Source organism: Phyllobacterium sp. YR531 (assembly GCF_000282595.1).
In the GTDB taxonomy this organism is placed as follows: domain Bacteria; phylum Pseudomonadota; class Alphaproteobacteria; order Rhizobiales; family Rhizobiaceae; genus Phyllobacterium.
Window position 1 is genome coordinate 155,363 of record NZ_AKIZ01000038.1, and the last position, 25,014, is coordinate 180,376.

Annotated in this window: 30 protein-coding genes; 7 read left to right on the plus strand and 23 right to left on the minus strand. The window is 52.2% G+C overall.

Going from position 1 to position 25,014, the window contains the following annotated elements:
* Nucleotides 1-295: 295 nt before the first annotated feature.
* From PMI41_RS22195 to PMI41_RS22205, 3 genes are all read right to left on the minus strand, one after another.
* Entirely contained in the window at nt 296-745 is a 450-nt protein-coding gene (locus PMI41_RS22195) for a DCC1-like thiol-disulfide oxidoreductase family protein (RefSeq protein ID WP_008128615.1), read from the minus strand.
* Nucleotides 746-753: 8 nt separating this feature from the next.
* On the minus strand, nt 754-1,518 hold the full coding sequence (locus PMI41_RS22200; RefSeq protein ID WP_008128616.1) for an aldolase/citrate lyase family protein: 765 nt from the start codon (nt 1,516-1,518) through the stop codon (nt 754-756).
* Nucleotides 1,519-1,675: 157 nt separating this feature from the next.
* Nucleotides 1,676-1,996: a DUF1476 domain-containing protein gene (locus tag PMI41_RS22205; protein ID WP_008128617.1), complete on the minus strand. Its 321-nt coding sequence runs from the start codon at nt 1,994-1,996 to the stop codon at nt 1,676-1,678.
* Between the two features lie 302 nt (nt 1,997-2,298).
* Between PMI41_RS22205 and purC the strand changes: the two genes are divergently transcribed.
* The 5 genes from purC to PMI41_RS22230 all read left to right on the plus strand — a co-directional run bounded on the left by purC (nt 2,299) and on the right by PMI41_RS22230 (nt 5,214).
* Nucleotides 2,299-3,063 carry a phosphoribosylaminoimidazolesuccinocarboxamide synthase gene (gene purC / locus PMI41_RS22210; RefSeq protein ID WP_008128619.1) on the plus strand — a complete coding sequence of 255 codons (765 nt, stop codon included), beginning with the start codon at nt 2,299-2,301 and terminating at the stop codon, nt 3,061-3,063.
* A gap of 22 nt (nt 3,064-3,085) precedes the next feature.
* Entirely contained in the window at nt 3,086-3,325 is a 240-nt protein-coding gene (gene purS / locus PMI41_RS22215) for a phosphoribosylformylglycinamidine synthase subunit PurS (protein WP_008128621.1), read from the plus strand.
* Nucleotides 3,326-3,994, plus strand: coding sequence for a phosphoribosylformylglycinamidine synthase subunit PurQ (gene purQ / locus PMI41_RS22220; RefSeq protein WP_008128623.1), 669 nt, complete (start codon nt 3,326-3,328; stop codon nt 3,992-3,994).
* A gap of 79 nt (nt 3,995-4,073) precedes the next feature.
* Nucleotides 4,074-4,733 carry a glutathione S-transferase family protein gene (locus PMI41_RS22225; RefSeq protein WP_008128626.1) on the plus strand — a complete coding sequence of 220 codons (660 nt, stop codon included), beginning with the start codon at nt 4,074-4,076 and terminating at the stop codon, nt 4,731-4,733.
* A 64-nt stretch (nt 4,734-4,797) separates the two neighbouring features.
* Nucleotides 4,798-5,214: a hypothetical protein gene (locus PMI41_RS22230; protein WP_008128627.1), complete on the plus strand. Its 417-nt coding sequence runs from the start codon at nt 4,798-4,800 to the stop codon at nt 5,212-5,214.
* Between the two features lie 4 nt (nt 5,215-5,218).
* Here the strand turns inward: PMI41_RS22230 and panB are convergent, their stop codons facing one another.
* The 19 genes from panB to rpoZ all read right to left on the minus strand — a co-directional run bounded on the left by panB (nt 5,219) and on the right by rpoZ (nt 22,890).
* A complete protein-coding gene (gene panB / locus PMI41_RS22235) occupies nt 5,219-6,034 on the minus strand; it encodes a 3-methyl-2-oxobutanoate hydroxymethyltransferase (RefSeq protein WP_008128629.1) in 816 nt (271 codons plus the stop codon).
* 19 nt (nt 6,035-6,053) lie between these two features.
* The gene (gene panC / locus PMI41_RS22240; RefSeq protein WP_008128631.1) at nt 6,054-6,899 is read right to left on the minus strand and encodes a pantoate--beta-alanine ligase; all 846 of its coding nucleotides are present in this window, start codon (nt 6,897-6,899) and stop codon (nt 6,054-6,056) included.
* The gene (gene nadC, locus PMI41_RS22245) at nt 6,896-7,765 is read right to left on the minus strand and encodes a carboxylating nicotinate-nucleotide diphosphorylase (RefSeq protein WP_008128632.1); all 870 of its coding nucleotides are present in this window, start codon (nt 7,763-7,765) and stop codon (nt 6,896-6,898) included. The genes panC and nadC overlap by 4 nt, the downstream gene beginning before the upstream one ends.
* Nucleotides 7,765-9,324 (minus strand): L-aspartate oxidase, encoded by a 1,560-nt coding sequence (locus PMI41_RS22250; protein ID WP_008128634.1) that lies wholly within the window; start codon nt 9,322-9,324, stop codon nt 7,765-7,767. The genes nadC and PMI41_RS22250 overlap by 1 nt, the downstream gene beginning before the upstream one ends.
* 17 nt (nt 9,325-9,341) lie before the next feature.
* A complete protein-coding gene (nadA, locus tag PMI41_RS22255) occupies nt 9,342-10,424 on the minus strand; it encodes a quinolinate synthase NadA (RefSeq protein ID WP_008128636.1) in 1,083 nt (360 codons plus the stop codon).
* A gap of 569 nt (nt 10,425-10,993) precedes the next feature.
* Entirely contained in the window at nt 10,994-12,172 is a 1,179-nt protein-coding gene (locus tag PMI41_RS22260; protein ID WP_193372109.1) for a cellulase family glycosylhydrolase, read from the minus strand.
* A 121-nt stretch (nt 12,173-12,293) separates the two neighbouring features.
* Nucleotides 12,294-12,581, minus strand: a complete 288-nt coding sequence (locus PMI41_RS22265; RefSeq protein ID WP_008128642.1) for a PTS sugar transporter subunit IIB — start codon at nt 12,579-12,581, stop codon at nt 12,294-12,296.
* Nucleotides 12,582-12,609: 28 nt separating this feature from the next.
* The gene (locus PMI41_RS22270; RefSeq protein WP_008128644.1) at nt 12,610-13,071 is read right to left on the minus strand and encodes a PTS sugar transporter subunit IIA; all 462 of its coding nucleotides are present in this window, start codon (nt 13,069-13,071) and stop codon (nt 12,610-12,612) included.
* A gap of 23 nt (nt 13,072-13,094) precedes the next feature.
* On the minus strand, nt 13,095-14,498 hold the full coding sequence (locus tag PMI41_RS22275; protein ID WP_008128646.1) for a PTS sugar transporter subunit IIC: 1,404 nt from the start codon (nt 14,496-14,498) through the stop codon (nt 13,095-13,097).
* Nucleotides 14,499-14,678: 180 nt separating this feature from the next.
* A complete protein-coding gene (locus tag PMI41_RS22280; RefSeq protein WP_008128647.1) occupies nt 14,679-15,197 on the minus strand; it encodes a PaaI family thioesterase in 519 nt (172 codons plus the stop codon).
* On the minus strand, nt 15,190-15,969 hold the full coding sequence (recO, locus tag PMI41_RS22285) for a DNA repair protein RecO (RefSeq protein ID WP_008128648.1): 780 nt from the start codon (nt 15,967-15,969) through the stop codon (nt 15,190-15,192). Before recO ends, PMI41_RS22280 begins: the two co-directional genes overlap by 8 nt.
* 18 nt (nt 15,970-15,987) lie before the next feature.
* The gene (era, locus tag PMI41_RS22290; RefSeq protein WP_008128649.1) at nt 15,988-16,926 is read right to left on the minus strand and encodes a GTPase Era; all 939 of its coding nucleotides are present in this window, start codon (nt 16,924-16,926) and stop codon (nt 15,988-15,990) included.
* Nucleotides 16,919-17,635 carry a ribonuclease III gene (gene rnc / locus PMI41_RS22295; protein ID WP_008128650.1) on the minus strand — a complete coding sequence of 239 codons (717 nt, stop codon included), beginning with the start codon at nt 17,633-17,635 and terminating at the stop codon, nt 16,919-16,921. Before rnc ends, era begins: the two co-directional genes overlap by 8 nt.
* A 7-nt stretch (nt 17,636-17,642) precedes the next feature.
* Nucleotides 17,643-18,416: a signal peptidase I gene (gene lepB, locus PMI41_RS22300; protein ID WP_008128651.1), complete on the minus strand. Its 774-nt coding sequence runs from the start codon at nt 18,414-18,416 to the stop codon at nt 17,643-17,645.
* An 87-nt stretch (nt 18,417-18,503) separates the two neighbouring features.
* The gene (acpS, locus tag PMI41_RS22305; protein WP_008128652.1) at nt 18,504-18,908 is read right to left on the minus strand and encodes a holo-ACP synthase; all 405 of its coding nucleotides are present in this window, start codon (nt 18,906-18,908) and stop codon (nt 18,504-18,506) included.
* Nucleotides 18,905-19,462 (minus strand): DUF2062 domain-containing protein, encoded by a 558-nt coding sequence (locus tag PMI41_RS22310; RefSeq protein WP_008128653.1) that lies wholly within the window; start codon nt 19,460-19,462, stop codon nt 18,905-18,907. The genes acpS and PMI41_RS22310 overlap by 4 nt, the downstream gene beginning before the upstream one ends.
* Before the next feature lie 60 nt (nt 19,463-19,522).
* Nucleotides 19,523-20,101, minus strand: a complete 579-nt coding sequence (pyrE, locus tag PMI41_RS22315; protein WP_040856397.1) for an orotate phosphoribosyltransferase — start codon at nt 20,099-20,101, stop codon at nt 19,523-19,525.
* A 28-nt stretch (nt 20,102-20,129) separates the two neighbouring features.
* Nucleotides 20,130-22,334 carry a bifunctional (p)ppGpp synthetase/guanosine-3',5'-bis(diphosphate) 3'-pyrophosphohydrolase gene (locus PMI41_RS22320; RefSeq protein WP_008128658.1) on the minus strand — a complete coding sequence of 735 codons (2,205 nt, stop codon included), beginning with the start codon at nt 22,332-22,334 and terminating at the stop codon, nt 20,130-20,132.
* Nucleotides 22,335-22,491: 157 nt separating this feature from the next.
* Nucleotides 22,492-22,890 carry a DNA-directed RNA polymerase subunit omega gene (gene rpoZ / locus PMI41_RS22325; RefSeq protein ID WP_008128661.1) on the minus strand — a complete coding sequence of 133 codons (399 nt, stop codon included), beginning with the start codon at nt 22,888-22,890 and terminating at the stop codon, nt 22,492-22,494.
* A 301-nt stretch (nt 22,891-23,191) separates the two neighbouring features.
* Between rpoZ and PMI41_RS22330 the strand changes: the two genes are divergently transcribed.
* Together PMI41_RS22330 and PMI41_RS22335 are read left to right on the plus strand one after the other, a co-directional pair.
* Nucleotides 23,192-23,767 (plus strand): NYN domain-containing protein, encoded by a 576-nt coding sequence (locus PMI41_RS22330; protein ID WP_008128663.1) that lies wholly within the window; start codon nt 23,192-23,194, stop codon nt 23,765-23,767.
* A 66-nt stretch (nt 23,768-23,833) separates the two neighbouring features.
* Nucleotides 23,834-24,487, plus strand: coding sequence for a uracil-DNA glycosylase (locus tag PMI41_RS22335; protein ID WP_008128665.1), 654 nt, complete (start codon nt 23,834-23,836; stop codon nt 24,485-24,487).
* Between the two features lie 16 nt (nt 24,488-24,503).
* Here PMI41_RS22335 and smpB read toward each other — a convergent pair whose 3' ends face one another.
* Nucleotides 24,504-24,992, minus strand: coding sequence for an SsrA-binding protein SmpB (gene smpB, locus PMI41_RS22340; protein WP_008128667.1), 489 nt, complete (start codon nt 24,990-24,992; stop codon nt 24,504-24,506).
* Nucleotides 24,993-25,014 lie beyond the last annotated feature (22 nt).

The following is a 25,014-nucleotide window of genomic DNA, read 5'->3' on the forward strand; positions in this document are numbered from 1 at the left end:
AACTTGCGATAGCGCCCCTCTCCCGCAGATTGCCGGCTGGAAAACCTGTGGCCGCCAAAATTTCTCCGCCAGATTTCATCACTTCCCGCCTTGATGAAATCCACGGTAACTGTCGTACTCTGCAGGCTTCTTGGGAAACCTGCGATTGAGGCAACACAACGAGCCAGAATGTTGCGACCGCGCTCGACGCTTGCCGTTCCCGTAGCGCCCTGAACTCCATCGTGCAGGGCGCGGATTTCCACCGGCAAAATCGCCCAATCAGGCCCGGTAATTCGCTGAAACAATGCTTCGCCACTCATCCTAAAAACCGATCCGCCTCGTGTTGGTCCGGTAAATAGCAAGTGCTGCGAACCCCGAACCATTTGAGGCGATTGCGGGCAACAAGATCGTAAAGCCAATCCCGTATTGCACGAGGGATAATTCTGGCGGCATATGCAAGCGACCAAGGAAATCCCAACAGTTCCAAAACCCGCAAAGACCCATCTGACTTGATACGAACCAAGCCGTTCTCGAGCAGTATGTTTGAATCATAGTCCTGAGAAACCAGCCCGTAATGCCGATATATTGCGCTGCCAAGCGGCGATTGTGCTGACAGAAAGCGAAAATGCGGCCGCTTGTCGACACGCAGAAGGAAGTTGACAAATCCCGAGCAGAGAATGCAGTTGCCATCAAAGATCAGGATGGGACGATCATCAGGAAAGTCGGGAATGGATGTATCTGCGCGATAGCTGAAGGCTTGGCGCATGATTGTGTTTACACCTCAATTGCATTCAGCAAACTCTGAACGCCATCGGTCAGATAGGTTGTGTCGACAGCGAGAGGAAGAAACGTATAGCCCAGCCCGGTAAAACGTTTGGCCAGTGCCGCATTGCCTGCATAAATTCCGGCAAGTTTGCCAGCGGCTTTTGCACGCCGGGCGATCTCTGTCAAAGGCTCTACGATTGCATTGGAACCGGCATCAACTTCGGCACCATTGCTCCATGCGATAGAGAAATCCGATGGGCCGACAAACACGCCATCAATTCCATCCACTGCGAGAATATCGTCCAATGCCTCATAAGCAGCACGGGTTTCGATCATGGCAAAGGATAGAGTTTCAGCATTTGTCTGCGCCAAATATCCTCCGGAACCACCCGCCACATAGCCGCCGGGACGCCCGCGCAATTGGCCCCATGAACGTTGTCCCAGTGGTGGATATTTCATGGCCGCTGCAAATAGCTTTGCATCCGCCACTGTGTTGATCATGGGTGCAACGACAGCCTCAACCCCGATATCCAAGGCTCTGCTTGCCATATCAAACCGGCCAACCGGCACGCGAACAATGGTGTGTTTCCCTGCACTGCGCAGAATGCCGGTCAAAGCAACAATGCTGGCCGTATCATGCGCACCATGTTGCATATCAAGCAAAACAGCGGAAAGCTGGGTACGGCAAAGCGCTTCCATGACCAGTGTGTCCGTCAAATTGGACCAGCCGGAATAGATGGTTTCTCCAGCCCTCAGACGCGACGCTAATGACATGATTCTTTACCTTCCCTGTTACCGCTCATATTGCGAACAGGGGTGAATGCGGGTCAAGGTCAAACGAAACAAAATCATAAGCGGTGTCGTCGCCAACAACCCGCCAAATAAAAAACCGCCCCGTGGGGCGGCCTGAACCAGACAATCCGGATTGAGCTTACGAAGCGCTTTCGATCTGGCGGATCGCTTCAATCATCAGCTCTTCCATGGTTCGGCGGATGCGATGATCCGACTTGTCGACACCAGCAGCATCAAAATCTGCGCGAATCTTGCGGAATACGTCCTCGTCGCCAGCCTCGTGAAAATCTGCAATGATGACTTCCTTGGCATAGGCTTCGGCTTCTTCACCGGTCTTGCCCAGCTTTTCAGCAGCCCACAGGCCAAGCAGCTTGTTACGCCGTGCTTCTGCACGGAATTTTACTTCCGCGTCATGGGCATATTTGTTTTCGGCTGCGTTCTTGCGATCTTCCATGCTCATCTTTTATTGCTCCCGCAAATTGTTGGGTAATCCCTATATATCTGGTCTTGCGGCGTTTTTCAGGCAGAACCATATATAGACCGTGTCAAAGCCTCATATAAACACTTCCCAAAAAATCGGAAGTCTCAATTCAACTTCATTGCCAGCCGACCGATAACTGCACTTTTCGCGCCTCTATAATCCATAAAATGGGGGAGCTATACAATGGATCATTGTGAAATGCTTGCTTTTGCGATAGTTAGCGCGCCAACATGACGGCGTAGAACAGTGCCGACCGATAACTCCAATACCAGAGATTTTAAATGAACCGTCGCCGCCGTGTCTACGAAGGCAAAGCCAAAATCCTTTATGAAGGACCAGAGCCAGGCACCCTGGTGCAGCACTTCAAAGATGATACGACAGTGCTCCACCCGAAGAAAAGCGAAGTGATTGACGGCAAAGGTGTCCTCAACAACCGCATTTCCGAGTATATTTTCACGCAGCTAAATCGCATGGGAATACCGACCCATTTCATCCGCCGCCTTAATATGCGCGAGCAGTTGATCAAGGAAGTCGAGATTATTCCGCTGCAGGTAGTCGTACGCAACATTGCGGCAGGATCGCTGGCGAAGCGCCTCGGGATTGAAGAGGGCACTGTATTGCCACGCTCAATCATCGAATTCTATTACAAGAATGACGAACTTGACGATCCCATGGTATCCGAAGAGCATATTACGGCTTTCGGATGGGCTGCGCCACAGGAAATAGATGACATCATGGCGCTGGCCATTCGGGTCAATGACTTCCTGAGCGGGCTGTTTCTTGGTGTCGGCATCCAGCTTGTCGATTTCAAAATCGAATGCGGCAGGCTATATGAAGGCGACATGATGCGCATCGTTCTCGCCGATGAGTTCACGCCGGATTCGGCAAGACTTTGGGATAGCCAGACTGCTGAAAAGATGGATAAAGACCGATTTCGCCGCGACATGGGTGGGCTTATTGAAGCCTATCAGGAAGTTGCGCGCCGTCTCGGCATAATGAATGAAAACGATCAGACGCGCCCGAGTGGGCCAGTTCTGGTTAAATAAGCACTCGACGGAGAAACAGGTAATGAAGGCACGTGTCACTGTAACCTTGAAAAATGGTGTACTTGACCCGCAGGGCAAGGCAATTGTCGGCGCGCTCGGCAGTCTTGGTTTTGATGGCGTTGGTTCCGTGCGTCAGGGCAAGGTCTTCGATGTTGAGCTGGATACCAGCGACAAGGCGAGTGCCGAGACAAAGCTCAAGGCTATGTGCGAAAAGCTGCTCGCAAATACAGTGATCGAAGATTATTCGGTGGAGCTTATCTAAATGAAATCCGCAGTCGTTCTCCTTCCCGGCCTTAATCGTGACCGCGATATGATTGCGGCGCTGACAAAAATCTCCGGCGTCGAGCCACATACTGTTTGGCAGACTGACACGGAAATCCCGGATGTCGATCTGATCGTTATTCCTGGCGGCTTTTCCTATGGCGACTACCTGCGTTGCGGCGCAATTGCTGCGCGCATGCCGGTCATGCAGGCAATTCGCGAAAAGGCTGATAAAGGCGTCATGGTGATGGGCGTTTGCAACGGCTTCCAGATCCTGGTCGAAGCAGGCCTTCTGCCGGGAGCATTGATGCGCAACGCCTCGCTGAAGTTTGTCTGCCGTCAGGTCAAGCTCGAAATAACCAACGCCAATACACCCTTTACCCGCGGCTATTCGCAAGGGCAGATCATCAGCAGCCCGGTTGCTCATCATGATGGCAATTATTTCGCCGATACCGAGACACTTTCCCGCGTCGAAGGTGAAGGTCAGGTCGTGTTCCGTTATGCCGAAGGCACCAATCCAAACGGCTCGATCAATGACATTGCCGGAATTATCAACAAACAGGGCAATGTTCTAGGTCTGATGCCTCACCCGGAAAATCTGATCGAGGCCGCTCACGGTGGAACGGACGGTCGTGCACTGTTTGCAGGTATTCTCGGGGTTGCCGCCTGAGTAGAATCCTATACGTTTGATTGAATGCTGTTTCAGCGGGGAGTGCGTTGGAACAGCGTTTCAAACGGAGGAAACAGACATGAAACTTTATTCGCGGCCATTATCCCCCTATTCCTCCATCGTACGCTGCATAGCCTACTATAAAAAAGCTCCGATCAAGGTTGTTGCGCCGCCGCCGGGCTTTCCGATCCCGGAAGAGTTCCGCGCAATATCACCCTTCAACCGCATTCCGGTTTTGATAACCGGCTCAGGGCTTACAATCATCGAAGCCTCGGTGATTGCCGAATATCTCGAAGAACATTTTCCCGAGCCATCACTATTGCCGGCCGATTCTCGTGACCGTGCCATTGTGCGGATGACGACGCGTATTGCTGAACTGGAAATTCTGGCTCCGGTGATGGAGCTATTCGAATTGTTCTATCTGAAGTCCAAGGATGATGCGCGCATTACCAAACTGTTCAAGCAGATGGAAACCGGGCTGACAGAACTCGAAAAAGTCTTGGGAACCGGTCCTTATGCGTTGGGCGATCAGATGACATTGGCGGATGCCTGGCTCACCCCTACCCGTTTCGTTTTCAACAACTTCCGGAAAATGTCAGGTAGAGAAGATCTGCTTGATGCTTTTCCGAAGTTCGACGCCTATCAGCAACTTATTGTTCAGGATTCGGACCTATCACTCGTCTGGTACGAGATGTCGGACGGCCTTAAAGTGTTTCTGAAAGAGCTTGAACCCGCCTGAACCCTCATAAAATTTGTGCCGCAACTGTGGCGACCGGTACTTGACCGGGTACTGGAGAATGAACATGAAAGCACCGGCATTCGGCATCGCCGTACTCATTTCACTTGCGGCGCTTGCCGGGTGCCAGTCCAGCAGTAAGCCGGGCCCCGGTGGACTTGCATTCTCATCCAGCAAGGCAGCTCTTCCTACCATGGAACGTGTTGCATTGGCTGCTAACAGTTGCTGGTTCAAATCCGGCGATTCAAGCTTCAAGCCTTACCGCCTTGCGCCTGAGTTAAACTCCTATTCGGGTCGCCCGCGTATTTTGGTCGTACCCGGCAATAATCCCGGCGGACGCCCGCTTCTCGTTGTCCACGCCGAGGGCAACCCTGCCAAAGTGGAGGCGTTTGGCCCTCTGATGGGCAATTCCTTGGGCAATCGCATCGCTACGGATGTGCGTCGCTGGGCCGATGGTCAATCGGACTGCAACGCCAAGGGTTAGAAGGCTATTTCAGCGGGTAGACATTCTCATCGCCGGGAAACTGGCGCGAGCGTACATCTTCAGCGTAAGATTTGACTGCTTGGTCGATTGCCTCACCCACGGCGCCATAGATTTTGACGAAACGCGGCGGCCTTGGATTATAGCCAAGCATGTCTTCAAGCACGAGGATTTGGCCATCGCACTCGCGCGAACCCCCGATTCCGATGGTGGGAATGGCGATTTCGCGTGAGATTTCCGCTGCCAATGGTTCGACAACACCTTCGACAACCACTGAAAACGCTCCGGCATCTGACACTGCCTGAGCATCCGCTTTGATGAGTGGCCAAAGTGCAGTGTCGCGCCCTTGGGTCTTGAACCCACCAAGTGTGTTGATCGATTGCGGCGTCAGACCAATATGGGCCATTACCGGTATGCCGCGCTGAGTAAGGAAGCGAATGGTTTCAGCCATCTGTACTCCGCCCTCAAGTTTTACAGCGCCGCAGCCGGTTTCCTGCATGACACGGGACGCACTGCGAAAAGCAGCTTCGGGGCTTTCTTCATAGGAACCAAAGGGCATATCGACGGCGACCATGGCTTTTCTGGAGCCCCGCACGACGGCTTTACCATGCATGATCATCATGTCGAGGGAGACACCCAACGTCGATTCCATGGCGTATAACACCATACCAAGGCTGTCGCCGACGAGAAGAATATCCGCGTGCTCATCGGCAATGCGGGCAGTTGTGGCATGATAAGAGGTCAAGGCAACAATGGGAGTTGCACCTTTACGGCTTTTGATTTCCGGCGCAGTTACCCGGCGCGTGACGATCTGCTGGCTCATAGTGCTCCCCTGATTTGGCTCAGCCAATAACCTGCTGATCGATCAGCCGTACTTTCCCAAATCGCACTGTCAAAAGAACGACGACAGGCTGTTTGAATTTACCCGACACAGGATCGAGTGTTGTTGCGTCCCGGATATCGACGGATTCAATATCGCCACGCTTTTCTGTTTCGAGCACAGCGCGCACGGCATTGCGTATCGCCGGCACAGATCGTTGACCGTCTTTTACCAGTTGCTCCGCTTTTGCCAGCGACTTCGCCAAGACGACCGAAGCTTTGCGGTCTTCAGGCCTCAACATCGCATTGCGAGACGAGCAAGCAAGTCCGTCATTCTCGCGCACAGTAGCAACGCCGGTGATTTCAATCGGCATATCCAGATCAGCCACCATGCGGCGAATGATCGTCAGTTGCTGATAGTCCTTTTCGCCGAAGAAGGCATGATCCGGCTGCACGATGTTGAAAAGTTTGGTGACAACTGTCGTAACGCCGCGAAAATGCCCCGGCCGGATTTTTCCTATCAGTATGCGCGAGAGCAGTGGATTATCGACGATCGTATGCGCGCCGGGCCGGTAAATTTCAGCAACTTCGGGCGTGAACACATATTCCACGCCCTCTGCCTCCAGCTTGGCAAGATCGCCTTTCATGTCACGCGGATAAGCTGCAAGGTCTTCGTTTGGGCCAAACTGTGTTGGATTGACGAAAATCGAAACAACGGTAATGTCGCAAACACGTTTTGCCTCGTGCACCAGCGCCATGTGACCGACATGCAGATAACCCATCGTTGGAACCAGGCCGATAGATTTTCCCTTTTGGCGTTCAGACTTCAGCGCAGCGCGAAGTTGCGCAATTGTAGCGATGACCTTCATGTCAGTACGATGTCCAGTCCAATATCCAGCGTTGGTGCCGCCATTGTTATTTTCGATGTTGAAATGTAGTCAACACCCGTTTCCGCAATGGCTTTGATCGTGTCGAACGCAATCCCTCCGGAAGCTTCCAGCTTGGCACGCCCGGCATTAATTTTCACGGCTTTTTCAAGCAGTTCCGCACCCATGTTATCAAGAAGAATCACATCGGCATTTACGCTGAGTGCCTGTTCGAATTGATCCAGCCCATCTACCTCTACTTCGATTTTGACCAAATGTCCTGCATAGGCCCGTGCAGCAAGGATGGCTTTGGCTACACCGCCAGCAACAGCGATATGATTATCCTTGATCAAAATGGCATCGTCGAGGCCAAAGCGATGATTTGATCCCCCCCCGCATTTCACCGCATATTTGGCAAAGGCGCGCATGCCGGGAATGGTCTTCCGGGTGTCGCAGACTTTCGCATTCGTATGGGCGATCAAATCGGCAAACTTTGCCGTGTAGCTCGCAATTCCGCTCAGATGCATGAGAAAGTTCAAGGCGACGCGTTCTGCAGAGAGGATTGACCGGGCATTTCCCTCAATGCGCGCAATGTTGTCCCCGGGCGCTACCCGCACCCCATCTTTGGTGAGCGCGACAAACTTCAAAGAAGGATCAATCAGAGTAAACGCGGTGCGGGCAAAACCCATGCCGCATATTGTCCCCGCCTCCCGGCTGGAAAGCACAGCCCGGGCCGTAGCATCTTCCGGCAGCGTGGCATTGGTCGTGATGTCTCCGGCACGGCCCAGATCTTCCAGTAGAGAAGCCCGCACCGCATCTTCAACAAGCAACTGCGGCAGGGACGGCGGATATTGTTGTTGCGAAGCCATCAGGCAAACTCCATCAATTCACTTACCGTCATCTCGGCATCTGCCAGTGTCAGAAATGTCCTGTGCTGCCATTCAGGGCGTTTCTCGGGGAAATCCGTACGGAAATGCCCGCCGCGGCTCTCATGCCGCCTCAGAGCGCTTATAGCGACCAGCTTGGCCGTGGCAAGTACATTGCGGAAAGCAGCGTCGGAATTCAGCTGCTCCAGTTCCACGATGGTTTTCAATCCAGCCATCATGCCGTCCCTGTCACGGATCACGCCAAAGCTCGCACTCATGGTCTTGCGCAGGGTCGTCATGTCTGGCGTGTCGTCTTCAGCCACCAGATCATCTCGATCAACAGACCCTTTGAACCAATCTGCGGACACTCCTTGATTGACCTCACCGATTTTGGCGGCAATTCGAGCCGAAAACACGACAGCTTCCAACAGAGAATTGGAGGCCAGCCTGTTGGCACCATGGGCACCTGTAGAAGTACATTCGCCACATGCCCACAAGCCATCAATGGAAGTCTGCCCGTCCGCATCCGTCAGAATGCCACCCATGAAATAATGCGCGGCGGGAACAACAGGAATGGGTTCTATCACCGGATCAATACCCGCATCGCGACAGTATTTATACACTGTTGGAAATTCGTCGGCGAATGATGCCCCTACTGCTTTCGTGCAATCCAGCCACGCACCGCGTCCGCTCATGACTTCAGCATAAATCCCCCGTGCTACAACGTCGCGCGGTGCCAGCTCAGCGTCAGGATCGATTGCAAGCATAAAGCGCTCGCCATCACGATTGATCAGCGTAGCACCATGGCCTCGCAATGCTTCCGTTGCCAGAGGTGCCGGGTCTTTGTTCACATCAAGCGCGGTTGGGTGGAACTGAACGAATTCCATATCGGCCATCATGGCACCGGCGCGGGCGGCCATGCCAATACCCTCGCCCCTCGCCTCTGACGGATTTGTCGTCACGGCATAAAGGTGACCAATTCCGCCCGTGGCGATTACGACTGTCCGTGATGACAGTTTCACCTGCGAACCTCGCCCCGCCTCAGTGCGGGCGACAACGCCAGTCACTGAATCGCGACTTGTTATGAGATCTTCAACAACATAACCTTCCATCACGCGTATTGAGGGCGTGTTTTCGACGGTCTTTACCAGTGCCTGCATGATGGCACGGCCCGCCATGTCACCGCGAACACGAACAATGCGGCTTTCCGAATGGGCCGCCTCGCGTGAAACCTGAAGCTTGCCTTCAAGGTCCCGGTCAAATGGAACACCATATCCAAGCAGATCATGAACGCGCGAGGCTGCCTCGCTGGCCATCAGTGATGCGATAGCTTCATCGACTATGCCATCTCCTGCTGCAACCGTATCAGCAACGTGCTTTTCCTTTGTATCACCCTCGGAAACGGCAGCGGCGATACCCGCTTGCGCCCAGGCCGAAGAGGCGCCGCGTCCTATCGGTGCTGCGGCAAGTATGGTGACTGGGCGGGGTGCCAGTTTCAAGGCACAAAACAGGCCGGCCAGTCCGCCGCCAATGATGATGACGGGATCGGAATGAGTTGCCATAAGCGTCGCCTCCGGCTTTAGTTGTTCAGATTGACCATGCGTTCAACGGCAAGCCGCGCACGTTCTCCAACCAATGGATCAACGTGAATTTCGTCGCGCATATAGACAAGGCTTTCCAGAATATTGGGCAGCGTAATACGTTTCATATGCGGGCAGAGATTGCATGGCTTGATGAACTTCACCTCCGGCACTTCCGACTCGATGTTGGATGCCATCGAGCATTCGGTCACAAGTAGAACCTTGGCCGGGCGATTGTCTTTAACATAGTCGATCATACCTTTGGTCGAGCCGGTGTAATCTGCAATTGCAACGACTGATGGCGGGCATTCAGGATGCGCAATGATCTGAATTTCAGGGTCAGCAGCGCGATAGGCAAGAAGTTCATCGGCGGTAAAGCGCTCATGCACTTCACAGTGGCCCTTCCATGTCAGAATTTTCACGTCTGTCTGCGCCGCAACGTTTTGTGCAAGGAATTCGTCAGGGATGCACAGAACGCGGTCTACACCGAAGCTCTCAACGACCTGCACGGCATTTGCCGACGTGCAGCAAATATCGCTCTCAGCTTTCACTTCGGCAGAAGTGTTGACGTAAGTGACAATCGGAACACCAGGATAGGTTTCGCGCAGCAGCCGAACATCGGCGCCGGTAATCGACTCTGCCAGTGAACAACCCGCTTTCATGTCGGGGATCAGTACAGTTTTCGATGGATTGAGCAGCTTGGATGTCTCGGCCATGAAGTGGACGCCACATTGCACAATGATTTCCGCGTCGACCTTTGTCGCTTCCTTGGCAAGCTGGAGCGAATCCCCAACGATATCCGCAACGCAGTGAAAGATTTCCGGCGTTTGGTAGTTATGGGCGAGGATAACGGCATTGCGCTGCTTCTTGAGACGATTGATAGCAGCCACATAAGGCGCATATACAGGCCATTCAATGCGGGGAATGTGATGAGCGACACGTGCATAAAGGTGCTCGGTTTCCGCAGCCACCTCAGGCGTATATGTCAGGTCAGGCATTTCAAGGATGCCAAAACGGTCCGCCGCGGACTGACTGGAGGAACTGCTTTTTACAGCAGATTTGATGCGGGCAGTGTTGGTCATATCCATATTCCTCCTGGACATCCAATGTGGCTTGACCTTGGAAGGCCCTACCATCGATCATTTATACTCAATATGAGCATATTTATGATCAAAAGAAAAACGGCAAGGCCGTCACGTCCTAAATAGGGGATTATTTCGTCGGCTTCAAGAGCCTGATTTCTAAACTTTAGTGGCAAATATTGCCGTGCGGCAGACTTTCGACCGCCCGCACTGCAACTCATAAATCTGTTAGCTGGAAGTTTTGTAGTAGTTTTTGCCGTAATAGCGTCTGCTTTCCCGCTCCCGCTTATATGGGCTGTCCCCTCCGATACGCTGGGTGCAGTCAGTGAACACTGTGGGGTTCCTGTCAGTCGGCCTATCACACCAGACCAAAGGGCTCACACTGCCAGAATTGGCACAGCCCGTAAGGGTCATAACTCCCAGAGCTAAAGCTGACAGAGCTAGTTTCATCGCATTTTCCTCAATATTTCAGCGCTAGATACAACGCATTCCGTTCTGGTACACTACATCCCTATTTAGGGCCTAATCACATCTGTTCAATTGCATGAGATTGATATTATCCGTCAGCCTCAAGGTTTGAGGCGCTTGCTAATGGGTTCAAACTCAGCCGTTGCCTGACGTTTTACCGGATCGGGCTTGTTTGCTTCGATGGCCTCCCAGTATTTCCAGTTCACTTTCCCGGAACCCAGCTCGTAATCCATGCCATCCCAACTATCTTCCCGGAAACTGTAAAATGCCCAATGCAGCCTGTCAGCATCCAAAGCAGTGAGGACATCCTCCAGATAGGATTTGCATCCCGCAAGGCGGCGCATGCACCCGAATTCGCCAGCCACCAACCGATTAAGCGGCACCCCACGCGCCTTTGCCCAATCGACCGGCATTGCGAGGTATTGCGATACTTTCTGCGCATTCCATTCAACGTTGGAGCCACCGAAAGGCACAGAACCCGGATAAGCATAGGGATTTTCCCGTTTCATATTTGGTGCGCTTGTCGCCTCATAGGGCTCATACATATGAAAACTGTAAAGAACCTTCTTGTCCGTGAGAGCTGATGGCCAGTATCCAAATGCATCAGCTGCAGCATACCAACCGGCATCCACCATTATCGGCGTTGAAGGATCGACTTTCCTTATTTCCGATATCAGAAACTCGTAGAAGGCTGGCAGATCACGCGCACTACCTTTTTGCTCATCGTACCATGTTTGCATCTCATCGGCGGAGGCATGCTCTTTAACGCCCCCCATCTTTTCTGGGGCAGGTTCATTGATCAGATTGTAAGCTGCTATGGATGAATCATCTTTCAGAACTGCGGCTAACTCTCGCCAAAACCGCGCCGCATCCTGCCATCTCGCCCTGTCCCGCCAAAGGCGATCATCGAACTTTCCATTATTGTTTTGCGCCCAGCGCATCCATGGCAATGACAAGGGTGCAATGACGACTTTCAAACCGGCTTTGTCGGCACGTGATAAGGTTTGTTTCAAGATTGCCAAATCTTCCGCCGGTATTCCGTCGTAACGATCTGCATCACCCATCAAAAAATCGCGCCGGGCAGGCTTCCATTTGTCATAAGACAGGCGAACCCAGCTTGCCCCGTATTTTCGCAACGCATCGAAATAGGCCTGATCGGGTGGAAGCCGGTTAAAACTATTGCCGCCGTGCTGCGGCTGGTCCCAAAAATTGATGAGGTCCGCAGCCTTCACATTGGACATCAAGCCAAGGAAAAGAATTATCGCAGCCAGAATACGCATATACACCGCCCCCATGGTCAGGGGCGTTGATTGCTCGAAGAGTAAGGCTTTATTTGGCCAATATTTTGCAAAAGAACCGCCACCCATTTCAGTGAGCGGCGGCCGGACGATTTGTGCAGGCTTAACTCTTGAGAATTGTTTCAATCTTATCGAGCACGTCATCCTTGCCGATGCCGGTGAGGAAGGCAAGTGTCGTGATCGCAGGTTTGCCAAGGTCTTTCGGTAACTGCGCGGTTGATACAACAAGATCGACGTCTGCCAGATGGCTGACAACTTCTGTAGTTTTACACTGCCGTGTTGCAATGCTTATGCCGCGTTTTTTTAATGCATCCTCTACGGCATGGGCAACAACGGTCGATGTTGCAATACCCGTCCCACAAGCAAATAATACGGTCTTCGGCTTGGTCATAAATGCCCCCCTGATTCACGCTTGCAATTTAGCCGAGTAAGCGTGAAACGTCTTCCACGGATTTCGATTTAATCAATGCGTCAATTGTCTCAGGTGACTGAATTGCACCCGCGATTTCCTGAAGCATTTCAACCTGTTTGTCCTTGTCATTAAGAGCCATGAGAAAGACCAGTCTGACCGGCAGCTTTTCATCCGGATCTTCCATATTGGAGAACGAGACCGGTGCCGTCAGCGCGGCAAATGCCAGACCCGGCTTCAAAACATGCTCGGGATCTGTATGCGGTACGGCAACATTATTATCGCCGCCCAGTGGCAGCCCGGTCGGCAGTTGGGCTTCCCGTGCCAGAACAGCCTCTGCAAAGCTTGGTTTAACATACCCGAGGGAATGAAGCCGCTCTGCCAAAAGCCGTATCACCTCTTGATCACTTTTGGCCTCGACCCCGAGAAGAATGGCTCCGGGGTCGAGGTAGTTCATTAAGGCTTGCGCCATTTGGTAACTCCACTCAATACGACTCAGTTTGTTTCAGTGATCTCATCATCTGCACCGGCTGCCCTCTCCCAGGCAGCTGTGTTACGGCGATAGGCCCAGAACGAACCGGCGATAATGACCGCCAGAACAGCAAGGCCAATCGCACCGAGATTATTGATGAGAGCCATGACAACATAAGGTATCCAGAGGAAGCCATCGACCACGCTGGTAATCTGAACCGCATTTGCAGGCATCTGGAAGCCCGAAGACTGCGCTGCTGCGGTGAAGAGTGGTGCGAGTGCGTTGGCGACGTAGAAACCAACGGCCAACGTGAATGTACCGACGATGACCATGCGGAACACATTACCCTTCAGCAAGGGTGCAGTCATCGCGACAATAAACGGGATAACTGCCAAATCCGCAAAAAGGATTACACGGTTTCCGGGCAGAATCACTGACAGGATGATGGCAATCGGAACGAGGATCAGCGAAGAAGAAATTGCCGCTGGATGGCCGATCAGGATAGCTGAGTCGAGCCCTACGAGCAGTTCACGATCACCGGTCCGTTTGCGCACAAACTCCTGTGCAGCATCCGATACTGGCAGCAGACCTTCCATGAGGATTTTGACCATGCGAGGCAATAGCAACATTACTGCAGCAAGTGTCATGCCGGTCTGGAGAACCTTGGTGAGAACAACACCAAAATCACCGGCATTGTAGTAAGCGATAATGCCGAGCACCAAACCAATGATCAGCCCAAGAATGACCGGCTCACCGAAAACACCAAAGCGTTTTTCAAATGTTTCGGTATTGAGTTCGATCTTGTTGATGCCCGGAATGCGATCCATGATCCAGTTGAGAACGATAGCGATGGGCAAAATCTGAGCGGATGCCAGATGTGGCACGGAAATGCCGGGAATACCGTAAAACTTCTGCACGGCTTTCGCCGACCAGTCAGCAAACAACAGGCAAAGCGCCACCATCAAGGCAGCTACAATCAACCCGTAAACAAGACTGTTGGTTGCCGCTACGGCAAGCGATCCGATGAATGCAAAGTGCCAGAAATTCCAAACGTCAACGTTCAACGTGCGTGTCATACGCGTTAGAAGCAGAACAATGTTGACGGCGATTGCGATGGGAATCACCCACAAGCCCACCGATGAACCGAAGGCGATGGCGGCAGCAGACGGCCAGCCCACATCGACGATATCTCGCTGAATTCCAGTATTGGTCACGATTGCCTTTGCCACATCGCCTATCGAGGTAAGCATAAGGCCGAGAACAAGATTAATACCTATAAAGGCAACGCCAATCGTCACTGCCGCGCGGAACGCCCGGCCAACTTTTGCTCCCAGTATCAAAGCAATGATAAATATGACGATAGGCAACAGGACAGTTGGTCCCATAGTGTCGACAGCGGCTTTCAAGCCGGTCAAGAAATTGTCCATTACTTCCTCCCCCGCGGTCCTCCTCGACCGCACCCCACAGAACTTTTGCATTCTGCAATGAATTAATGTTCAGCACAGCGCCGCCATCAAGTCAACGACTTCATCAGCCCATGTGTCGGCTCGCCACATTTGCTATGAAAAAGTTGCAGAATTTCAACAAATTTTATTCAATTGTACCAATTATTTGGCTCTGACAAAGCTTTCGAGTGGGAAAATCGAACAAGTCTCGGTACCGTGCGCAAGCAGTTTGCCGTTCTGGTCTTTCAGGAATGCTTCGGAGGTGGCAAGTGTGCGTCCACGATGGATTAACCGGCCTTCGCAGAACACCATGCCCATCCCGGGACTCAATGGTCGTACCAAGTTTACTTTGAACTCTGCCGTTGTATAGGCTTCACCCGGCTTCAGAGTGGTCATGACACAACATGCCAGCGCCGAGTCCATCAACGTTGCAATCCAACCGCCATGCACACCGCCCATAGGATTGAGGTGCTCTATCGATGGTAGGCCTTTAAAAACCACACGATCCTGTTCCACCTCATGCAACGTGAAAGAAAGTGTCTTGGCAATATGGGGCGCTGGATATTCTCCGCGAAGCATTGCCTGCAGTATCTCGAGACCACTGCGAACCGCCAGATCGCCCAATGGCAACTTTCCGACACCCCCAGGGAAGTCGATAGTGCTTACGACGTCATCACTCATGATGAACCGGCCTTTCTTCGGCGGACGCGCTCTCGCCGTCGCTGTTTTTTAATGATCTGGCGATAGCGTTCAAAAAGCCGTCACGTGCTTCAGGCGCTTTTTGCGCGCGGGGTTCCCATACATGTCTTGTGAAGAAAAAACTGGTCAAACGAAATGCATCGCTGATCTCAGTCATAGACAGGGCCCGGATATTTGAACTGACCATGAAGGGTGGCATGACCAGCAACTTGTCCGCCCATGGTGCACCCGCATCGCGTGAAACTGCCCTGCCCGATTTGGGAGAGACATAAGTCAGATCGCTGGCAATACCTGTTGCGGCACAACTCTTCAAATCAAGGCCGAAACCAAGTTCTTCCAGCATCAACACCTCGAAACGCAACAGCAATTCACCAGCGATCATGGTGTCTTCACAATGTTCGAGAATGACCGCGAGTATTTCGAAGAGATTCTGATGCGGGTCGCGTTCGGGTAAGAGACGTAAATGAGAAGCTGCGAGCTGCAAGCCATATAATGCAACCGGTTGCTCGATGAGCCGTGCTGCCGAAAAGCTAACCGGCTCAACCTGCATCATGCCCAGATGTTCATCCATACGGGCACGCCAGATAACATCGACACGGTTTCCGGCTTGCAGCAATGGCTGCATGCGACGTGAACGGCCGCCACGCACCAAGCCAAGATGACGGCCATGCTCGCGGGTCATCAGTTCAAGTATGGCACTGGTTTCCCCGTGCCGTCTTGTCCCAAGGATGATGCCTTCGTCCCGCCATTCCATAGCCGAGACTTGGCGCTATTACTGCGGAAATTCAAGCCCCATTTCGCGATAGCGCTCGGGATCATTGCCCCAATTGTCACGAACCTTGACGAAAAGGAACAGGTGAACCTTCTGCTCCAGGATTTCCATCAACTCCTTGCGCGCAGCCTGACCAATCGATTTTATGGCCTGACCCTCATGACCAAGAACAATCTTTTTCTGGCTGTCACGTTCGACATAGATGACCTGCTGAATCCGGACTGAACCATCCTTCTTCTCTTCCCAGCTTTCGGTCTCGACTGTCGAGGAATAAGGCAGCTCATTATGCAGGCGCAGATAAAGCTTTTCGCGGGTGATTTCGGCGGCCAGCATGCGCATTGGCATATCGGAAATCTGGTCTTCAGGATAATACCAAGGACCTTCCGGCAGGTTTTCCGCCAGATACTTCAGCAAATCCTTACAACCATAACCTTTGAGCGCCGAAATCATGAAGGTCTGATCAAATTTGACCTTTTCATTGGCCTTTTTGGCAAGTTCAAGCAGCATCGGCGCTTCGATGCGATCAACCTTGTTCAGGACAAGTATGACTTTGCGCTTCTTGTCACGCAGGCTTTCCAGAAGAATTTCAGCCTCATCATCAATGCCCTGTTCGACATCGATGAGTACCAGAATCAGATCAGCATCCTTTGCGCCGCCCCAAGCAGTGGTCACCATGGCACGATCAAGGCGGCGTTTGGGTTTAAAAATACCGGGCGTGTCGACCAGCACCATCTGTGTCTGCTCGTGTATGACAATACCGCGAACTAGCGCCCTTGTCGTCTGTACCTTGTGCGTCACGATCGAGACCTTGCTGCCAACAAGCTGGTTCACCAGCGTTGACTTACCGGCATTTGGTGCACCAATCAGGGCAATAAAGCCCGAACGTGTCGGAACGGCTTGTTCAGCTTCGCTCGCGGGTGTCTGTTCCTGTTCAGTCATTTCCTGTGTCTTCCTGCGTCTTCTGTCGAACGCCTTCACGATAAAGCAATGCAATGGCGGCTTCCTGTTCCGCCAGACGCTTGGAACGGCCTTTGCCTGTCGCTGGCTCGAAGCCTTTTACGTTGACCCGGATCGTAAATTGCGGGTCATGATCAGGTCCGGTTCGTTCAACAACGCTGTATAAAGGTTGGGCTCCATCCTGCTGATGTGCCCATTCCTGCAATTCAGTTTTAGGATCGCGCTGGGCGGAATTACTTCCTTTTGACCGCGCGTTCCAATATCTCTCGATGAAAGGTTGCGCCGCTTCGAGCCCGCCGTCCAGATAAATCGTTGCGATCAAGGATTCAACGACGTCCGCGCGCAGGCTTTTGAGACGTTTGTCCGCCAAACCTTTTACATCAGAACCAGTCTTGATGAACTCGTGTAGACCAATTTCGTCTGCAACAGCAGCGCAGGTATCAGCATTCACAAGCGAGTTGAGCCGCAAAGACAGCTCGCCTTCCGCAGCCGTTGGATAGGCACGAAACAGCATATCCGCAATAACAAGCCCAAGCACCCGGTCGCCAAGAAACTCCAGCCGCTCATAATCCGAGCCTGCCGACGGGCGCGCACTTGAGTGTGTCAGCGCACGTTCAAGCCGCCCGAGATCACGAAAGACATGCTTCGTTTTTTCTTCAAGTTTTTGAACGGCTTCGGCTGACAGACTCATTTTCAGATCAATTTTTCTGGACCGAATTCGGCGCTGCGTTAACGCTGTGCAGCAAGCGATCGAATCTCAGTTCAGATGGCCAGCGCCAAATTTCAAGCGGGCTTGCCTTGCCGGCAATAGAGAAGAAGATAATGTTTGCACGCCCGATAAAATTCTCAATCGGAACATAGCCCACATCGAAACGGCTATCGCTGGAATTATCGCGATTATCGCCCATCATGAAATAGTGCCCGGCAGGTACAACAAATTCGCGCGTATCATCACCAACGCTGTTGGGTATCAGGTCCAAAGTGTCATAGGTAATGCCATTCGGCAGGACTTCGCGATAAACATCCACCGGACCAGATGCTTCAGTAATATCCGGATTATCGATCTGGCCAACCTTCTCACGAGGCACAGCAACATCATTGATGTAAAGCACACCACTGCGCATCTGAATCTTGTCACCCGGCAGGCCTATGACGCGCTTGATGAAATCAAGTGACGTATCATTTGGCTTGCGGAATACGGCGATATCGCCGCGCTGCGGATCACCACTCCAGATGCGTCCCGAAAACAGCTCCGGAGCGAACGGGATCGAATATTTCGAATAGCCATAGGAGAATTTCGAAACGAAGAGATAGTCACCTTCCAACAGCGTCGGACGCATGGAACCGGAAGGGATGTTGAACGGCTGGAACAGCAGTGTCCGGATGACCAGAGCAAGCAGGAGCGCCTGCACGATGACGCTGACTGTCTCGCCAAGACCACCGGAATTTTTCACAACAGCTTTATCGCTCACGCTTCTTATATCTCCAAAACAGAATGTGCCCCCTCTTAACCGCTGAGGGCTCTGGGAGCAATGCCGCTGATTGCCCTTTGAATACGGCTATTCTTCGATTTTCAACGCCTCGATGATCACGAAAGCTTGTGCCAGAGGGAAATCATCAGTGATGGTCACGTGGATACGCGGATTAAAACCTGCCGGGATAAGCTTTGCCAATCGGTCCGCCGCACCATTGGTGAGCTTCATGGTCGGTGCGCCGCTGGGCAGATTGACGACGCCCATATCCCGCCAGAATACGCCTTGTGCGAGCCCCGTACCGAGGGCTTTGGCGCAAGCTTCCTTGGCGGCAAAGCGCTTCGCGTATGATGCCGCGCGTTGGTTTCGTCGTTCGGATTTCGCTTGCTCAATGGGCGTGTAGACCCGATCGATGAAGCGCTTTCCATGGCGCTCAAGGGTTTTTTCAATCCGTCTGATATCGATCAAGTCGCTTCCGACGCCAACAATCATGGGGTTTCAGTGATCTTTTGCAGTTGAACAACCGGACGTCTGCTCTGAAAACTGGCGACAGCCCAGCGAATTGGAAAATAAGCAAGAGCAGCCGCAGCCAAGCCAAGCGGCACCGCTCCAATCAACATTGGTTCAATCAAAGGATGCCACAAGACACCGAAATCAAGGTGACGCAGCATTCCGCCAAGATGCGGCGGCAGAGGATCGCCGCTCAAGTTTCCTGTCATGACGAAGCGGCCGACTTCCAGCGTAGCAGCCCAAATGAAGGGCAGAATCAAAGGGTTGCCCAATGTTGTGCCGATAACGGCCGCAGCGATATTACCGCCGATAAGCCAGGCAATTGCCAGAGCTACGGCAATATGAACGCCAAGAATCGGAATGAATGCGGCAAATATTCCGCAGGAAAAACCGATTGCTATGGAATGGGGCGTTGCGCGCAGACGCAGCACGCGCTTGCCGAAATAGCGCAACGACCGGCTAACCGAGCGGCGCGGCCAGAGCGCGAGGCGAATCCGCTCGCGAAAGCCGGGAACGTTGCGCTGCCTGAAGAGCATTTGGTTCAGTCCTCTTATCCAAAGTGCAAGCCAGAGGACTCGCACTGGACATCTGTTCGATCATATATTGCGGCTACCCGGTTTAACGGGCGGAATTGCGGCAAGTTCCGGCGGAAGCTTGTCTGCAGGATAAGCCGGAACTTCATACTCCGCCAGTGCAATCAACGGAACACCGACATCACTTTTCCCGGCAGACCGGTCGATAATGCAAGCGGCGGCAACAACCTCAGCGCCCAATTCCTGCAAGCATGTCACGGTTTCGCGGATGGAAAGGCCGGTCGTTACAATATCTTCGACGATGACGACGCGTGCGCCTTTTGCAATTTCAAAGCGGCGGAGCTTGAAGGTGCCGTTCTCACGTTCGACCCAGATTGCTGGAACACCCAGATGGCGTGAGGTTTCATAAGCAGGGATAATGCCACCGATCGCCGGTCCAACGACATAGTCTATTGGTCCCAGATCAGCATTTTTAATCTTTTCAGCAAGTCCGCGGCAAACGCGTTCAGTTTTATCGGCATGCATGAAAACGCGGGCTTTTTGCAAGAATACCGGGCTGCGCAATCCCGATGTCAGAATAAAATGGCCTTCCAAAACCGCACCGGCCTCGCGGAATACATCCAGGACTTCGTTTGTGTTCATGCTTTCCCCGCTAAAGATTCTAAATTTCTTAGCCGTTGACGCGCTGAGCGTCACTGACGCAATTGCTCTCTTTGAGTTTAGACAATATCCGATTGAGATGCTTCAGGTTCCAGACTTCGAGATCAACGATCATCTGGGTGAAATCCGGCGCAGTCCGAACCATCGATAGATTGTGAATATTGGTTTCGTTCTCTGCGATGATCTGTGCAATCTCAGCCAATGAACCCGGCGCATTGATTGCCGAAATGTTGATCCGTGCCGGGAAACGGTCACGACGGCTCTCGTCCACATCCCACCGCACGTCAATCCAGCGTTCCGGCTGATCGTCGTAAGCCATGAGTGCCGAAGACTGAATCGGATAAATCGTCATACCAGAACCGGGCTGGAGAATACCGACAATGCGATCTCCCGGCACTGCGCCCTCGGGCGAGAAGTGCACCGGCATATCATGGCTTGCGCCGCGAATAGGCAAGGCTTGCGGGCCGCCGGGTTCGGCACCCTCAGGCATCTTGAAGATCATGCCGGAAGTATTGCGGAAGTTCACCCAGCCCTCTTCACGCTCGCTCGGAGTAGGCTTCACCTTGGCGTCTTGATATTCTGGATAGACTGCCTTCATAACATCGGATGACGGGAGTTCGCCGCGACCTACAGCGGCTAGAACATCATCGATTTCCTTACGTGCAAGTCGTGGCAGGCCTTTCTTCAGCTCATCGCGTGAATAGACCTTCCCTGCCCGCTCAAACGCGCGTTCAAGGATTTGCATGCCCAATCCGGAATATTGCTTGCGTACGGCAAGGCGGGTCGCGCGACGGATCGCTGCTCTTGCTTTGCCTGTAACAACGATACCTTCCCATGCTGCTGGCGGCGTCTGCGACTTTGAACGAATAATGTCGACTTCATCACCATTATGCAAAACCGTCATTAGCGGCATGATGCGGCCATTCACCTTGGCGCCGACGCAGCTGTCGCCGATGTTCGTATGAACAGCATAGGCAAAATCGATTGGTGTCGCGCCGCGTGGCAGTGCAATCAGCCGGCCTTTTGGCGTAAAGCAGAATACCTGATCCTGAAACAGTTCGAGCTTGGTATGTTCGAGAAACTCTTCCGGATTGTCGCCTTCCGCCAAAGCCTCAATTGTCTGGCGAAGCCATGCATAGGCGTTGGTTTCCGTAGAGATAACGTGCGGGTTTTGCGCACTACCACGATCCTTGTAGATCGAGTGTGCAGCCACGCCATACTCAGCGATATCGTTCATCTCGCGGGTGCGTATCTGCAATTCCACACGCTGGCGCGATGGACCAACAATCGTAGTATGGATCGAGCGGTAATCGTTCTGCTTGGGTGTCGAGATATAGTCCTTGAAACGGCCCGGAACCATCGACCATGTGGTATGGATGATACCAAGCGCATTATAGCAATCCGCCACAGTATCAACGACAACTCGAAAGCCAAAAATATCGGATAATTGCTCGAACGAAAGCCCTTTGCTCTCCATCTTGCGGAAGACGGACCAAGCCTTCTTCTGCCGGCTTTTAACGCTCGATTTGATGCCGTTCTTTTCAAACAGGCTGGAGAGATCAGTTTCGATCTGCTGCAGCGTGGCGCGATTCTTCTCCATCAACTCGGCGAGCCGATTGGTTACCGCATTGAAGGCCTCAGGATTAATATAGCGGAAAGCAAGCTGTTCCAGCTCTTCGCGCATATCCTGCATACCCATGCGGCCAGCCAATGGCGCATAGATATCCATCGTCTCTTCCGAGATGCGCAAGCGCTTGTCTTCAGGCACATGGTGAAGTGTGCGCATATTGTGCAAACGATCGGCAAGCTTGACGAGGAGAACGCGAACATCATCTGAAATCGCCAGCAGCAGCTTGCGTAGATTCTCGGCCTGAACAGCTTTCTTGGAGACAAGATCAAGCTTTTTAAGTTTGGTCAGGCCTTCAACAAGCTTGCCGATATCCGGCCCGAAAAGTGTATCAATCTCCTGGCGCGTTGCTGACGTATCTTCGATAGTATCATGCAGAAGAGCGATAGCGATTGTTGCTTCGTCGAGATGCATGTCCGTCAGGATTGCCGCCACTTCCAGCGGATGAGAAAAATAAGGGTCGCCCGATGCGCGCTTCTGATGCCCGTGCTTCTGCATTGCATAAACATAGGCTTTGTTAAGCAGCGCCTCATTGACGTCAGGCTTGTAACGCTGAACACGCTCGACAAGCTCATACTGACGCATCATGGACGGGCACCTCACACACGGAATTCACATACATACTGTAGAGTATGCAGCCTATATGGTAATTGCGTTACCAAGACGCAAAAATAATGCGCCGCAGAAGCTGCGACGCATCAAAAGCCGAAATTGGCTGCTTATCGCGCTTTCACGCGATATTTGATTAGTAGTCGTCGCTTTTTTCCGGGGCCACAAGACCCTCGATGCCAGCCAGCAATTCTTCTTCAGACATGGAGTCGAAGGAAACATTGTCATCGTCGTCAGCTGCAGTTTCAGCAACCTGACCTTCGATTGCAGCAACCGGTACAGATGCGGCAGCTTCAGGTTCATCAACTTCAACATGCTTCTGCAAGGAATGAATGAGGTCTTCCTTCAGGTCGCCTGGCGACAGCGTTTCGTCTGCAATCTCGCGCAGCGCAACAACGGGGTTCTTATCATTATCGCGATCGATAGTGATCGCAGCGCCTTGCGAAATAAGACGGGCGCGATGGCTGGCAAGCAGAACCAGTTCAAAACGGTTCTCTACCTTGTCAACGCAATCTTCAACAGTGACGCGGGCCATGAACTGCCCCTTTCATTTTTAAACGAATTAGCGGATTACTGCGGACATAACGCGGTTGCAGGCAAAAAACAAGCAAAAGCGCGTCACAGATTCAACGCGTTCGAATGTTAGAGGTGAAAATCAACCGAATATTGAACACTTCTGTCTAGTTATGTGTACAAAATTGCAAGCCGGGGTATTGGCTTTTCTGCGAACTCGACGTACTTAATATATTAGACTTTCGTATAAGATCAGATCGGGCTACTTTACAAAACAAGCTCATTTGAAATTGACGCTCAGATTTTCGAAATGGAACCTTATTATGTTTGACCCACGGGAAAAGATCGTCTTGTTCATTGACGGTGCAAATCTATATGCAGCTTCCAAGGTACTTGGATTTGATATTGATTACCGCAAGTTGCTCACAGCTTTTCAGAAGCGTGGGTATTTGTTGCGGGCTTATTATTATACTGCACTAGTTGAAGACCAAGAATACTCTTCAATTCGCCCTTTGATAGACTGGCTAGACTATAACGGTTACAAGGTTGTAACCAAGCCTGCTAAGGAATTTACTGATTCTGCTGGCCGTCGTAAGATCAAGGGCAATATGGACATCGAACTTGCTGTCGATGCTATGCAACTTACTGATACAGTAGATCACTTTGTTATCTTCTCCGGAGACGGCGATTTCCGCTCTCTAGTAGAAGCTCTGCAGCGGAAAGGCCGCAAGGTCAGCGTTGTTTCAACGCTTTCAACCCAGCCGCCAATGATTTCCGACGAACTGCGCCGTCAGGCTGACCACTTCATCGACCTAACATCGCTACGCAATGAAATCGGCCGCGAGGCTTCAGAGCGTGCGCCACGTCAGCGTATCGAAGAAGAACAAGTCGAATATTGAGCCTTTAAACAGGATCAAGAAAATGCCGCATGGAAATCCGTGCGGCATTATGCTTTCTAGCGACCTATGAGTGTCGAACCCTCCCCAGATTGCCCGATTTGCCAGCGTTTACATGACTTTATCGCCGAGTGGCGGCTAAAGGAGCCAAACTGGCACAATGCGCCTGTACCAACATTTTTGCCTGTTGGCGGTGTTGATTCCGTACAATTGTTGATTGTTGGTCTTGCTCCCGGCGTTCGCGGAGCCAACCGCACCGGACGACCATTTACCGGCGATTACGCGGGCGATCTGCTCTACAGCACGCTATCCGAGTATGGCTTCTCGCGTGGAACATTTGCAGCGCGCCCCGATGACGGACTGCAACTGGTGAATGCATCCATCACGAATGCTGTCAGATGCGTTCCACCGGAAAACAAGCCGGTTGGTGGCGAAATCAGTAATTGCCGACGGTTTCTTACGCCCACTATAGAACAATTCAGTAATTTAAGGGCTATTGTTACTCTTGGAACAATCGCACATCAGTCGACAGTCCGGGCATTTAAAAGACCGGTTGCGAAATATCCGTTCAGCCATGGCGGGCAAAACGATATTGGCAATATCCGCATTTTCTCCAGCTATCATTGCTCGCGCTACAACACGAATACCGGGCGTTTGACAACCCCGATGTTCAAGAGCGTTTTTGCGGAAGTTCGACGCTATCTCAATGATATTACTGGGTAAATTCTAGAACCAGTTATCAGCCACGATCCCGCAGCAGTCGGGATTTCTCCCGGTTCCAGTCGCGTTGCTTTTCAGTCTCGCGTTTATCGTGCAGCTTTTTGCCGCGGGCAACTGCAATCTCCAGCTTCGCCCTGCCCTGATCGTTGAAATAGAGTTTCAGCGGCACAATTGTCATGCCTTCACGATCCACCGATTGACCAAGGCGCGACATTTCACGCTTGCTTATCAATAGCTTACGATGGCGACGCGGCTGATGATTGAACCTGTTCGCCTGTAGATATTCAGGGATATAGGAGTTGATCAGCCAGAATTCACCATTTTCGAAACTTGCATAGCTCTCGGCAATATTCGACTGGTTGTTACGAAGGGATTTGACCTCAGTACCAGCCAGAACGATGCCAGCCTCTAGCGTGTCGAGAATCTCGAAATTGAAGCGAGCTTTACGGTTTTCGGCAATGATTTTGCGAACCGTTATGGGTTTTGAAGCAGTTTTGGGCTTATTCATGCAATATATATGGGATTTCTAA